This window comes from Pseudomonas sp. Hz4, from assembly GCF_054898165.1.
In genome coordinates this window covers 223,472-236,515 of record NZ_CM142719.1, presented here as the reverse complement: position 1 = coordinate 236,515, position 13,044 = coordinate 223,472, and the positions used below count along the sequence as shown (strand labels likewise).

At 55.5% G+C, this 13,044-nt stretch carries 10 protein-coding genes and 1 pseudogene; 6 read left to right on the top strand and 5 right to left on the bottom strand.

Going from position 1 to position 13,044, the window contains the following annotated elements:
- Nucleotides 1-4: 4 nt before the first annotated feature.
- Nucleotides 5-745: an SDR family NAD(P)-dependent oxidoreductase gene (locus ACYZTR_RS01020; protein ID WP_461975710.1), complete on the bottom strand. Its 741-nt coding sequence runs from the start codon at nucleotides 743-745 to the stop codon at nucleotides 5-7.
- A gap of 255 nt (nucleotides 746-1,000) precedes the next feature.
- Here ACYZTR_RS01020 and ACYZTR_RS01015 point away from each other — a divergent pair.
- A pseudogene (locus ACYZTR_RS01015) lies at nucleotides 1,001-1,320 on the top strand (transposase); the annotation flags it as partial.
- Nucleotides 1,321-1,893: 573 nt separating this feature from the next.
- Here ACYZTR_RS01015 and gyrB read toward each other — a convergent pair.
- The 4 genes from gyrB to dnaA are packed head-to-tail and all read right to left on the bottom strand — an operon-like array spanning nucleotide 1,894 to nucleotide 8,104.
- Nucleotides 1,894-4,311 (bottom strand): DNA topoisomerase (ATP-hydrolyzing) subunit B, encoded by a 2,418-nt coding sequence (gene gyrB / locus ACYZTR_RS01010; protein WP_461975708.1) that lies wholly within the window; start codon nucleotides 4,309-4,311, stop codon nucleotides 1,894-1,896.
- A 5-nt stretch (nucleotides 4,312-4,316) separates the two neighbouring features.
- Complete coding sequence (gene recF, locus ACYZTR_RS01005; protein ID WP_461975706.1) at nucleotides 4,317-5,420, bottom strand: DNA replication/repair protein RecF; 1,104 nt, start codon at nucleotides 5,418-5,420, stop codon at nucleotides 4,317-4,319.
- Nucleotides 5,421-5,440: 20 nt separating this feature from the next.
- Nucleotides 5,441-6,544, bottom strand: coding sequence for a DNA polymerase III subunit beta (dnaN, locus tag ACYZTR_RS01000; protein WP_461967456.1), 1,104 nt, complete (start codon nucleotides 6,542-6,544; stop codon nucleotides 5,441-5,443).
- Between the two features lie 39 nt (nucleotides 6,545-6,583).
- A complete protein-coding gene (gene dnaA, locus ACYZTR_RS00995; RefSeq protein WP_461975704.1) occupies nucleotides 6,584-8,104 on the bottom strand; it encodes a chromosomal replication initiator protein DnaA in 1,521 nt (506 codons plus the stop codon).
- 568 nt (nucleotides 8,105-8,672) lie between these two features.
- On the opposite strand from dnaA, the gene rpmH reads away from it, so the two are divergent.
- The 5 genes from rpmH (at nucleotide 8,673) to mnmE (ending at nucleotide 12,601) form a co-directional block, all read left to right on the top strand.
- On the top strand, nucleotides 8,673-8,807 hold the full coding sequence (rpmH, locus tag ACYZTR_RS00990; protein WP_003213577.1) for a 50S ribosomal protein L34: 135 nt from the start codon (nucleotides 8,673-8,675) through the stop codon (nucleotides 8,805-8,807).
- Nucleotides 8,808-8,823: 16 nt separating this feature from the next.
- A complete protein-coding gene (rnpA, locus tag ACYZTR_RS00985; RefSeq protein ID WP_027926203.1) occupies nucleotides 8,824-9,225 on the top strand; it encodes a ribonuclease P protein component in 402 nt (133 codons plus the stop codon).
- Entirely contained in the window at nucleotides 9,218-9,463 is a 246-nt protein-coding gene (gene yidD, locus ACYZTR_RS00980) for a membrane protein insertion efficiency factor YidD (protein ID WP_074872215.1), read from the top strand. The genes rnpA and yidD overlap by 8 nt, the downstream gene beginning before the upstream one ends.
- Nucleotides 9,464-9,465: 2 nt before the next feature.
- Complete coding sequence (gene yidC / locus ACYZTR_RS00975; protein WP_461975702.1) at nucleotides 9,466-11,151, top strand: membrane protein insertase YidC; 1,686 nt, start codon at nucleotides 9,466-9,468, stop codon at nucleotides 11,149-11,151.
- Between the two features lie 79 nt (nucleotides 11,152-11,230).
- On the top strand, nucleotides 11,231-12,601 hold the full coding sequence (gene mnmE, locus ACYZTR_RS00970) for a tRNA uridine-5-carboxymethylaminomethyl(34) synthesis GTPase MnmE (protein WP_461975700.1): 1,371 nt from the start codon (nucleotides 11,231-11,233) through the stop codon (nucleotides 12,599-12,601).
- The last annotated feature ends 443 nt before the right edge of the window (nucleotides 12,602-13,044 follow it).

Below are 13,044 nucleotides of genomic sequence, written 5' to 3'. Positions count from 1 at the left end.
GGAGTCACCGGTACGAAAGTTCCTGGTCAGCAGGCATCAGTTCAATAAGATTGATATTGACGTGTGGCGGCTGTTGCAGCGCCCAAAGGATCGACTCTGCAACATCCATTGGCTCAAGCGGCGTCAGAGTGCTATACGCCCGCTCGGCCATGGCCGCGTCACCGGCACACTGAACGAGCGCAAACTCCGAGCGGGTCTTGCCGGGCGCAATGTTGGTCAGCCGTACTTTAGTGCCTACCAACTCCGTGCGCAGACACCGTCCAAAGTGATCGACAAATGCCTTGGATGCCGCATAAACATGGCCGCCCTTATAGTGATAATGAGCGCCAATGGAAGTGAGGTTGATCACATGCCCACAGCCGCTTTTTATAAGGGTTGGTAATAGCGCTCTCGTGACATTGATCAAGCCCTTAATATTGGTATCCAGCATGGTTGACACATCGTCATCAGAAACATCCAACAGCGCGCCTTGGCCCTGGATTAAACCAGCACAGTTGATGAGTTTGCTGATCTGTGCAAAGTCAGCAGGAAGATCTTTAAGGCGAGTCTTGAGCAACGCGTTGTCACGAACGTCAATGCTCAACGAGTAAAAGCGTCCGCGGAATTCATCGGCCATGGCAGACAATCGTTCGGTACGCCGTCCGATGCCAATGACCTTGAATCCCTGCGCAATCAACCTGTTGGCACACGCCAGCCCAATGCCCGATGTCACCCCAGTTACGACGACCGTTGCGTCATGATTCAATTGAAGCGCCTTTTATTTTTTTTATGGATAACCGAGAGCAGAAGCGTCGGTGCCTAATGAACACATAGATTAGAAAACATCACGGGCGGTGTACCGGTACGGCGATGGCAGGGAGCAGCAAACTGTCTGGTGCCGCGACCATGACAGTTGAAGGGTGTTCTATTTTTAGAAATCGTGAAGGGGAGGACTTTTGTAGTGGTCTAATGAAACCGGACACCCATTTAGGCGAGAATGCTCGCCAGATCGAGGTGTCAGATGACCAACCAACGCCGTTCCTTTTCTGCTGAATTCAAACGCGAGGCTGCCGAACTCGTGCTCAAGCAGAACTACAGCTACATCGAAGCCAGCCGTTCACTCGGCGTCGGCGAGTCGGCACTACGCCGTAGGGTCGACCAAGTTCAGCAGGAGCGCAAAGGCGTTACCCCGCAGACAAAGCGCTGACACCGGAACAGCAGAAAATCCAGGAGCTGGAAGCCCGGATCACCCGGCTTGAACGGGAAAAATCGATATTAAAGAAGGCTACCGCGCTCTTGATGTCGGAAGATCACGAGCGTACGCGCTGATCAATCAGCTGAGCGTCCATGAGCCGGTTGACTGGCTATGCAACGTATTTGAAATCAACCGCTCAAGTTACTACGCCCACCGCCTAAAGCGCCGAACGCCGGATGTCGAACGACTTCGGTTGCGCAGCCGGGTGAGCGAGTGTTTTCATAAAGTCGCAGTGCTGCCGGCAGCCAATATATGGATCGGTCTGAGTCCGCGCCATGCCCAAAGAGATTGTGTAGCTTTCTGAAGTAGTCCTTCGAAGCCGAAACGTCTTCTCGATTTCCCATCCCGATCACTTCATCTGTGACGACCTGAATGAGTCCGTTGGGAATGAAGGTGAGGTTGCCTATACGCGAAAATATAAGTCTGCACCAACTACTCGAATCCAAAGGGCAACGGGTACTTGGAGGAGGATGCAGATGAGTGACCCGCCGCATTTTGGACACACGAACAGCCTTCCCGCCCTGCACTTTGGACGAGGACGGCTCCCGCTAGATTCCCCAAAAAAAAAGGCCAACCCCCATGGGTTGGCCTTTTTTCAAACGTGGCGAAAAGCAGCATATTGATAAATTTGGCAGCTTTTTTGTGATCCTAAAGCTGAATCAGAAGTCCAGGTTAGAAACCGCCAGGGCGTTGCTTTCGATGAAGTCACGACGAGGCTCGACCGCATCACCCATCAGGGTGTTGAAGATCTGGTCTGCGCCAATGGCGTCTTCGATGGTCACTTTGAGCATCCGGCGCTGGCTTGGGTCCATGGTGGTTTCCCACAGCTGATCCGGGTTCATTTCACCGAGACCTTTGTATCGCTGGATGGTGTGACGCTTGGTGCTTTCGGTCATCAGCCATTCAAGGGCTTCCTTGAACTCGGTGACCGGCTTCTTGCGCTCGCCACGCTGGATGTACGCGCCGTCGTCTAGCAAGGTGCTCAGTTGAGCGCCCAGAGAAACCACAGTCTTGTAATCGTTGCTGCCGAAGAAATCGCGGTTGAACGTGACGTAGTTCGACAAGCCGTGGGAGATCAGTTCGACCTCAGGCAACCAGACGTTACGTTCACGGTCTTCACGCAGGCTGGCTTTGTAAATCAGGCCAGACTTCTCGACGGTGCGCAGGCGAACTTCGTACTGGGCCAGCCAATCCTGCATCGCTGCGTGATCGGACAGTTGTTCCATGCTCACTGCCGGCAGGTAGATGAAGTGCTCGGTCAGTTCCTGTGGGTACAGGCGCGACAGACGCTTGAGGGTCTTCATCACCAGACGGAAGTCATTCACCAAACGCTCAAGGGCTGCTCCGGAAATTCCCGGTGCTTCCTCGTTCAAGTGCAGGCTCGCGTCTTCCAGGGCCGACTGCGTCATGTACTCTTCCATGGCGTCGTCGTCTTTGATGTATTGCTCTTGCTTGCCCTTCTTGACCTTGTACAGCGGTGGCTGAGCGATGTAGATGTAGCCTCGCTCGATCAGCTCCGGCAACTGACGGAAGAAGAAGGTCAGCAGCAGGGTACGGATGTGCGAACCGTCGACGTCAGCATCGGTCATGATGATGATGTTGTGGTAACGCAGCTTCGCGATGTTGTACTCGTCGCGGCCAATACCGCAGCCAAGCGCGGTGATCAAGGTACCCACTTCTTGCGAAGAGATCATCTTGTCGAAACGTGCCTTCTCGACGTTCAGGATCTTGCCTTTCAGCGGCAGGATGGCCTGGGTTTTACGGTTACGTCCCTGCTTGGCGGAGCCGCCAGCAGAGTCACCTTCCACGAGGTACAGTTCGGAAAGGGCAGGGTCTTTTTCCTGGCAGTCAGCCAGTTTGCCCGGCAGGCCGGCGATATCCAGCGCGCCTTTGCGACGAGTCATCTCACGGGCTTTACGCGCCGCTTCGCGAGCGCGAGCCGCATCGATCATCTTGCCGACGACCAGCTTGGCTTCGTTCGGGTTTTCCAACAGGAAGTCGGAGAAATACTTGCCCATTTCCTGTTCGACCGCGGTTTTCACTTCGGAAGAAACCAGCTTGTCTTTGGTCTGGGAGCTGAACTTCGGATCCGGTACTTTTACCGAGATGATCGCGGTCAGGCCTTCACGGGCATCGTCACCGGTGGTCGCGACTTTGTGTTTCTTCGCCAGACCTTCAGCTTCGATGTAGGTGTTCAGGTTACGCGTCAGTGCGGAACGGAAACCCACCAGGTGAGTACCGCCATCGCGCTGCGGAATGTTGTTGGTGAAGCACAACAGATTCTCGTTGAAGCTGTCGTTCCACTGCAGGGCGATTTCCACGGCGATGCCGTCTTCACGCTGGACGTTGAAGTGGAACACCTGGTTGACCGGCGTCTTGTTGGTGTTCAGGTATTCAACGAACGCACGCAGACCGCCTTCGTACTTGAACAGCTCTTCCTTACCGCTACGCTCGTCCTTGAGGACGATGCCAACACCGGAGTTGAGGAAGGACAGTTCACGAATCCGTTTGGCCAGGATGTCCCAGCTAAAGTGGATGTTCTTAAAGGTCAGATCGGACGGTTTGAAGTGAATCTGGGTGCCGGTGGTTTCGCTCTCACCGACGATTTTCATCGGTTCTTGTGGAACACCGTGAATGTAGGTCTGTTCCCAGATCTTGCCGCTGCGGCGCACCGTGAGAACAAGCTCTTCGGAGAGCGCGTTCACCACCGACACACCTACACCGTGCAGGCCGCCGGATACTTTGTAGGAGTTGTCATCGAACTTACCGCCGGCGTGCAGCACGGTCATGATGACCTCGGCTGCCGAAACGCCTTCCTCTTTGTGCACGTCTACCGGGATGCCACGACCGTTGTCGCGAACGGTGATGGATTCGTCCGGGTGGATGATGATGCTGATGTCATCGCAGTGGCCGGCGAGAGCTTCGTCGATCGAGTTATCGACCACTTCGAACACCATGTGGTGCAGACCGCTGCCATCGTCGGTGTCACCAATGTACATACCGGGACGTTTGCGTACGGCATCCAGGCCTTTCAGCACTTTAATGCTCGTTGAGTCGTACGTATTTTCTTCGCTCAATGCCTTCACTCCCGATGGTCGTGGGTCTGGGTGATACGGCCCTGTTCCACGTGGAACAAAGCGACTGGCGTTTCCGTCTGCCAGCCTTCCCTCAATAATTCGTGATCTACACAGGTGATAAACACCTGGCAGCGTAAGTCTTCCAGCAAGCGGCAAAGCGCTCGACGGTGGTGCTCGTCCAGTTCGGACGGCAGGTCATCCACCAGATAAATACACTGGCCGCGTCGGGCCTGGCTGACCAAGTGCCCTTGGGCAATCCGCAAAGCACAGACCACCAGCTTCTGCTGACCGCGGGACAAGATGTCCGCGGCATTGTGTGCGCCCAATCTAAGACGCAAATCAGCACGCTGTGGTCCTGCCTGGGTATGACCCATTTGCTGATCGCGCTGAAGGGACCCACTGAGCACTGCACTCAGTTCGCGGTCTTTGTCCCAACCTCGGTAATAGCTGAGCGTTAAGCCCTCGAGCTCAACCAGTTCGCTCAAGGTCTGTTCAAAGACTGGTTTCAAGGCTTTGATATAAGCGCGGCGGTATTCATCAATTTCAGCGCTGGCCTGGCACAGTTCCCTGTCCCAAACCGCTTGCGAAACGGCGTCAAGTGTACCATGCCGCAGCCAAGAGTTTCTCTGGCGCAGGGCCTTCTGCAAGCGCTGCCAGGTAGACATGAATCGTGGTTCCACGTGGAACACGCCCCAGTCGAGAAACTGCCGACGAATCTTCGGCGCGCCTTCCAGCAATCGGAAGCTATCAGGGTTGATCAACTGCAGTGGCAGGATTTCCGCCAGTTGCGCCGCGCTGCGTGCGTTCTGCCCGTCGATGCGGATCTGAAACTCCCCTTGGCGGTCGCGGGAGATCCCCAAGGCGCTGTGCCCGCCCTCGGCCAATTCAACCTGGCCAAACACCGTGCACGCCAATTGCTCGTACTGAATGACCGGCAGAAGACGGCTGCTACGAAACGAACGGGCAAGCCCCAGCAGGTGAATGGCTTCCAGAACACTGGTTTTGCCGCTGCCGTTGGCGCCGTAAAGAATGTTGATTCGGGGGGAGGGGGAGAAGGTCACCGGGTGCAGATTGCGCACCGCGGTGACCGAGACGCGACTTAAGGACATCTAGCTTCTGCTGAGCATGATTACAGACGCATCGGCATGACAACGTAAGCCGAGTCGTCGTTGTCGGACTCTTGCACCAGCGCACTGCTGTTGGAGTCGGACAGGATCAGACGAACCTGCTCGGTGGTCATCACGCCCAGCACGTCGAGCAGATAACTCACGTTGAAGCCGATTTCCAGATTGCCGCCGTTGTATTCAACGCCCACTTCTTCTTCCGCTTCTTCCTGCTCCGGGTTGTTCGCCTGAATTTTCAGCTGGCCGTTAGCCAGTTGCAGACGGATGCCGCGGTACTTCTCGTTGGACAGAATCGCAGTACGGCTGAAGGCTTCACGCAGAGCCTGGCGATCACCGAGTACCAGTTTGTCGCCGCCCTTAGGCAGGACGCGCTCGTAGTCAGGGAATTTGCCGTCGACCAGTTTCGAGGTGAAGGTGAATTCGCCAGTGGTGGCGCGGATGTGGTGTTGACCCAACACGATGCTGACAAGGCCGTCCGGTTCGGTCAGCAGGCGCGCCAGCTCGAGAATACCTTTGCGTGGAACGATGACCTGATGACGATCCGGCTGACCGATATCGGCCTGCATTGAGCACATGGCCAGGCGGTGACCGTCAGTGGCCACGGCGCGGATGATGCCAGCCGAGACTTCCAGCAGCATGCCGTTGAGGTAGTAACGCACATCCTGCTGGGCCATCGCGAAGCTGGTGCGTTCGATCAGACGACGCAGTTTGCTTTGCTCAAGGCTGCACGTCAGCGAACCTGGGCCTTCTTCCACAGTCGGGAAGTCATTGGCCGGCAGTGTCGACAGGGTGAAGCGGCTACGGCCGGCCTTCACCACGAGCTTCTGCTCGTCTACCTTGATGTCGATCAGCGCATCGTTCGGCAAGCTCTTGCAGATGTCCATCAGCTTGCGCGCAGGCACCGTGATGGAACCTGGATCCGCAGGCTCTTCGAGCTGCACACGACCGACCAGCTCGACTTCCAGGTCGGTACCGGTCAGCGACAGTTGCTGGCCTTCGACAACCAGCAGCACGTTGGAGAGCACCGGCAAGGTCTGTCGGCGCTCGACGACGCCTGCGACCAGTTGCAGGGGTTTCAACAGGGCTTCGCGTTGAATGGTGAAATGCATGGTCTAGTCCCTTGCCTTAATAAGCTGCGCTGGTGTTCATCAAGTGGTCAGTGTACGCAGCAGGTTCTTGTAGTCCTCGCGGATGTCCGCGTCGGATTCCTTAAGTTCGTTGATCTTGCGGCACGCGTGTAAAACAGTCGTGTGGTCTCGGCCGCCAAACACGTCGCCGATTTCCGGCAGGCTGTGGTTGGTCAGTTCTTTGGACAAAGCCATGGCGACCTGACGCGGACGAGCTACCGAGCGCGAACGACGTTTAGACAGCAAATCGGAGATCTTGATCTTGTAGTACTCAGCGACCGTGCGCTGAATGTTATCCACAGAGACCAGTTTGTCTTGCAGTGCCAACAGATCTTTCAGGGATTCACGAATCAGCTCGATGGTGATATCGCGGCCCATGAAGTGCGAGTGGGCGATCACGCGTTTGAGCGCGCCTTCCAGCTCACGGACGTTGGAACGGATACGCTGGGCGATGAAGAACGCCGCGTCATGGGGCAGATCGACTTTGGCCTGATCGGCCTTTTTCATCAGGATCGCCACGCGGGTTTCCAGCTCCGGCGGCTCGACGGCGACCGTCAGGCCCCAACCGAAACGGGATTTGAGTCGCTCTTCGAGGCCCTCGATTTCTTTTGGGTAGCGGTCACTGGTAAGAATGACCTGCTGGCCACCTTCAAGCAGGGCGTTGAAAGTGTGGAAAAACTCTTCCTGGGAACGCTCTTTGCGGGCAAAGAACTGAATGTCATCGATCAACAACGCATCCACCGAACGGTAGAAGCGCTTGAACTCGTTGATCGCATTCAGCTGCAAGGCCTTGACCATGTCCGCCACAAACCGCTCGGAATGCAGGTACACGACCTTGGCATTCGGATTCTTCTTTAATAGGTGGTTACCCACAGCGTGCATCAAATGGGTTTTACCCAAGCCGACGCCACCATAAAGGAAGAGCGGGTTGTAACCGTGCTTCGGGTTGTCCGCCACTTGCCAGGCCGCAGCCCGTGCCAGTTGGTTGGACTTGCCCTCGACGAAGTTTTCGAAGGTGAAGGTGCGGTTCAGGTAGCTGGTGTGCTTGAGCGCGCCTTCGACCTGCACGGTGCGCTGTTCGGCGCGAATCGGTGCCTGTTGCGAACTGGCACCGGCCATCGGGTCGAAGCTGTCACGTGAAGGCTCTTCATTAACCTCGGCAAATTTTTGCGTCGAACGCTTGGCCGGGGCGGCTACCGAGGATGGCGCCGGAGCGCTGGCAGGTGCCAGAGCGGCCTGAGCCTGTGAGGCAGCGGCGGCCAACGGAGCATTCGGGGCGGCACGCGGTGCCGAACTGCGCTTGCTGCCTATTAATAAGGAAAGCGCAGGCGCTGTGCCATTGCCATGCTCATCCAGCAGTTCAAGGACGCGGCCCAGGTACTTTTCGTTGACCCAGTCGAGAACAAAACGATTCGGTGCGTAAACACGCAACTCGTCGCCTTCGGCTTCGACCTGTAGTGGACGGATCCAAGTGTTGAATTGTTGGGCAGGCAGCTCATCGCGCAAAAGCTCCACGCACTGCTGCCAAAGTTCCACTGACACGGATATCCCCTAAGTTGAAAGCCGGTGAGGCAAAAACAAGCCGCCATTGTAGCCGACCAGACGCCGACTTATCCACACGAAGGTTGTTCACTGCCCAAGAAGAATCAGCGCGTTACACGAAAAAAAGACGACCAGCGGTCTGTGCATAAGCTCTGTGGATAACCGGGTCTAAGGTCGTTGCACAAGTGGGGGCAAAACTCAGTGGATAACCGCGCTGTGGATAAGTACCCCTTTCACACACAGCTTATCCGACAGTGCAGCACAGGCTGAACACCGTTTTCCACGGTACTTGTCATTCTCTGTACATCACGTTTTTAAAGGGCTAATGGCAGTTATCCACAGATAATCGTGCCCTTAGCTTTTATAAGCTTTACAGAAAAGCTTTAAATACTTTCCTTCTTAATTTCTATATCTAGCGCAGGACCCCCGGCTCGAAAAACGGTTGGAGATCTATTTGTAAGGAAACGCTGGTTGGAAATTGACCTAGAGGCTTGCTTTCTCTAGAATCCCCGGTCTCTTAAAACGGGGGCCATTCCGGCCCGTTGTGGACGAACCAGGTAACACGACAATGAAACGTACTTTCCAACCAAGCACTATCAAACGCGCTCGTACCCACGGTTTCCGTGCTCGCATGGCCACCAAAAACGGTCGTGCCGTCCTGTCGCGTCGTCGCGCCAAAGGTCGTGCGCGTCTGGCAGTTTGATAATCCGGCACTGGAGGTGAGTCAGGACTTCAGTCGGGAAAAGCGCCTGCTTACTCCCCGGCATTTCAAGGCAGTCTTTGACTCCCCTACCGGCAAGGTTCCGGGGAAAAATCTCCTGCTCCTTGCGCGCAATAACGATCTTGATCACCCCCGTCTCGGGCTGGTTATCGGGAAAAAGAGCGTAAAGCTCTCCGTCGAGCGCAATCGCCTCAAACGTCTGATGCGCGAATCGTTCCGTCTGCACCAGGATTCACTGGTCGGCTGGGACATTGTTATCGTCGCGCGCAAAGGTTTGGGGGACGTAGAAAACCCCGAATTGATTCAGCATTTCGGCAAACTCTGGAAGCGTCTGGCACGCAGCACGCCAGTACCAGCAGTCAAAACCGAAACTGTAGGGGTAGACAGTCCCGATGCGTAAACTGGCACTCGTTCCGATCCAGTTTTACCGCTATGCCATTAGTCCTCTGATGGCCAGTCACTGTCGCTTCTACCCCAGTTGTTCCTGCTACGCGTATGAAGCCATAGAAAATCATGGCCTTCTGCGCGGTGGCTGGCTGGCCTTTCGTCGTTTAGGTCGCTGTCATCCGTGGAATCCCGGTGGTTATGACCCGGTTCCATCTATCCCTACCTCCCGTTCTTCTTCGATGGCCGAGTAATCATGGATATCAAACGCACGATCCTGATCGTCGCCCTGGCAATCGTGACCTACGTTATGGTTCTTAAATGGAACCAGGACTATGGCCAGGCTGCCCTGCCGACTCAGAATGTTGCTTCCAGTACTACCGCACCGGGTCTACCGGATACGGCGACTGGCAATAATGCTTCTGTCAGTGACGACATTCCACGCGCCGCAAGCGAAACCAGTGCCACTGCACCTGCTGAAACGCCAGTGGCTGCAAGCAAAGACCTCATCCAGATCAAAACGGATGTGCTCAACCTGGCTGTCGATCCACAAGGAGGCGATGTTGCCCAGTTGACGCTGCCACTGTATCCACGTCGCCAGGACCATCCGGACATTCCATTCCAGCTGTTCGATAACGGCAACGAACGGACTTATCTGGCCCAGAGCGGTTTGATCGGCACCAACGGTCCGGACGCAAATCCTGCAGGTCGTCCGGTTTATTCCTCGGAGAAGAAGGTTTACCAGCTGGCTGACGGTCAGGACCAATTGGTCGTAGACCTGAAGTTCAGCAAGGACGGCGTCAACTACATCAAGCGTTTCACCGTGAAACGTGGCCTGTATGACGTAACCGTTTCCTACCTGATCGATAACCAGAGCGCTCAGCCCTGGTCCGGTGCAATGTTTGCGCAGTTGAAGCGTGATGCCAGCTCCGATCCTTCTTCCAGCACGGCCACTGGCACCGCGACTTACCTGGGTGCCGCCCTGTGGACAAGTAACGAGCCGTACAAGAAAGTGTCGATGAGCGACATGGACAAGGCTCAGCTGAAAGAAACCGTAAACGGTGGTTGGGTTGCCTGGTTGCAGCACTACTTCGTGACCGCATGGATTCCGGCCAAGGGCGAAAATAACGTCGTCCAGACCCGTAAAGACAGCAAAGGCAACTACATCATCGGCTACACCGCCCCGGCGATGACTGTCGCGCCAGGTGCAAAAGCCGAGACCAGCGCCGTTCTATACGCCGGTCCGAAAAGCCAGGCTGTGTTGAAAGAGTTGTCCCCAGGTCTGGAACTGACCGTCGACTACGGCATTCTGTGGTTCATTGCCCAGCCAATTTTCTGGCTGCTGCAACATATCCACGCGCTGATCGGCAACTGGGGCTGGTCAATCATCTTCCTGACCATGCTGATCAAAGGGATCTTCTTCCCGCTGTCGGCAGCCAGCTACAAATCCATGGCCCGCATGCGTGCAGTGGCACCGAAACTGGCCGCGCTGAAAGAGCAACATGGCGACGACCGGCAGAAAATGTCGCAAGCCATGATGGAGCTGTACAAGAAAGAGAAGATCAATCCGCTGGGTGGTTGCTTGCCAATCCTCGTGCAGATGCCGGTTTTCCTTTCGCTGTACTGGGTTCTGCTGGAAAGCGTTGAAATGCGCCAAGCGCCGTTCATGCTGTGGATTACTGACCTGTCGATCAAGGATCCGTTCTTCATTCTGCCGATCATCATGGGTGTAACCATGTTCATCCAGCAGCAGTTGAACCCGACACCTCCGGATCCGATGCAGGCCAAAGTGATGAAGCTGATGCCAATCATCTTCACCTTCTTCTTCCTGTGGTTCCCGGCGGGTCTGGTGCTGTATTGGGTCGTGAACAACTGCCTGTCGATCGCCCAACAGTGGTATATCACTCGTAAAGTCGAAGCGGCTACTAAAGCAGCTGCCTGATTTACACTGTGAATAACCACTCAAAACGCCCCCTAGTGGGGCGTTTTGCTATCTGTCACTTTTGTCTGGATACCGGTTTATGAGCATTCCTCGTGAAACCATTGCCGCCGTCGCCACCGCGCAGGGTCGCGGCGGTGTGGGCATCGTCCGCATTTCCGGGCCGCTGGCGCGCGTTGCGGCCAAAGCCTTCAGCGGTCGTGAACTCAAGCCACGATTCGCCCACTACGGCCCATTTCTCAGTGAAAACGATGAGGTTCTGGATCAAGGCATCGCACTGTATTTTCCGGGCCCGAACTCGTTCACCGGTGAAGATGTGCTGGAACTCCAGGGCCATGGCGGTCCGGTAGTTCTGGATATGCTGCTTCAGCGTTGTCTGGAACTTGGCTGTCGATTGGCACGGCCAGGTGAATTTAGCGAGCGGGCGTTCCTCAACGACAAACTCGACCTGGCTCAGGCCGAAGCCATTGCCGACTTGATCGAGGCGAGTTCTGCACAGGCTGCACGAAATGCCCTGCGTTCCTTGCAGGGCGCATTTTCCGAACGTGTGCATAACCTCACCGAGCAACTGATTGGCCTGCGCATTTATGTCGAAGCGGCTATCGACTTCCCGGAAGAAGAAATCGACTTCCTCGCCGATGGTCACGTACTGAGCATGCTCGACAAAGTGCGTGACGAGTTATCCACCGTACTCCGAGAAGCCGGGCAGGGTGCCTTGCTGCGTGACGGGATGACCGTGGTGATCGCTGGTCGGCCGAATGCCGGTAAATCCAGTTTGCTCAATGCCTTGGCCGGACGAGAAGCAGCGATCGTGACCGAGATTGCCGGTACCACCCGGGACATTCTTCGTGAACATATCCACATCGATGGCATGCCGCTGCACGTGGTCGACACAGCAGGTCTGCGAGATACCGAAGACCAGGTGGAAAAAATCGGCGTCGAACGAGCGTTGAAAGCGATCGGCGAGGCTGATCGCGTGCTGTTGGTGGTCGATGCTACCGCTCCCGAGGCACTTGATCCGTTCGCGTTATGGCCGGAATTCCTGGAAGTCCGTCCGGATCCGGCGAAAGTCACGCTAATCCGTAACAAGGCTGACCTTACTGGCGACGCCATTGCCCTGGAAATCAGCGAGGATGGCCACGTCACCATCAGCCTGAGCGCCAAGTCCGCAGGTGAAGGGCTGGAATTGCTGCGTGACCACCTCAAGGCCTGCATGGGCTACGAACAGACCTCTGAGAGCAGCTTCAGTGCTCGCAGGCGTCACCTTGACGCGTTGCGTCATGCCAATGCTTCCCTGGAGCACGGCCGTGCTCAGCTGACCCTGGCCGGTGCCGGTGAACTACTGGCCGAAGATTTGCGCCAGGCTCAGCACTCTTTGGGTGAAATCACCGGTGCATTCAGCTCCGACGACCTGTTGGGACGAATCTTTTCCAGCTTCTGTATCGGTAAATAACCCTTCCGCTCCCCCAGACAGGCCATTCGTGCCTGTCTGTTTCCTCATTTTCTTAAATTCCCCTCCAGTGCCAGGCAGATTCTTTCTGCTTGTGTGGGTTTTCCGCGTCCAGGATTTGCCTATTCGGCGTTTTTCTGTGGATTAAACCCTGTGAATAACTGCCGCTAAGGCCAGTTGATAACAGGGCCTCAAAACTGAAGATAACCGCCCCTGTGGATAACCACCTCTTTAATCCACAGGCTTAAACCGGTTATCCAAGGGCCTTATAGGTACATGGGCACAGGGTTTTGAATCTTTGTACATATTGAATATAAAGGCCTGTAGAGATCTATCCACAGAAATGGTGCTCAGTAGAAATAAACATAAAAACAAAGATTTAATAAATTTCTCTCTTTTTAATTTCTATAACCGCAACTTTTCCACAGCTGGTTAAATTTTGTGCA

What these genes read in the sequence shown, in the direction of transcription:
- recF (WP_461975706.1), bottom strand. Translation starts at nt 5,420, where the DNA reads ATGTCCTTAAGTCGCGTCTCGGTCACCGCGGTGCGCAATCTGCACCCG.
- dnaN (WP_461967456.1), bottom strand. Translation starts at nt 6,544, where the DNA reads ATGCATTTCACCATTCAACGCGAAGCCCTGTTGAAACCCCTGCAACTG.
- rpmH (WP_003213577.1), top strand. Translation starts at nt 8,673, where the DNA reads ATGAAACGTACTTTCCAACCAAGCACTATCAAACGCGCTCGTACCCAC.
- yidD (WP_074872215.1), top strand. Translation starts at nt 9,218, where the DNA reads ATGCGTAAACTGGCACTCGTTCCGATCCAGTTTTACCGCTATGCCATT.
- yidC (WP_461975702.1), top strand. Translation starts at nt 9,466, where the DNA reads ATGGATATCAAACGCACGATCCTGATCGTCGCCCTGGCAATCGTGACC.
- mnmE (WP_461975700.1), top strand. Translation starts at nt 11,231, where the DNA reads ATGAGCATTCCTCGTGAAACCATTGCCGCCGTCGCCACCGCGCAGGGT.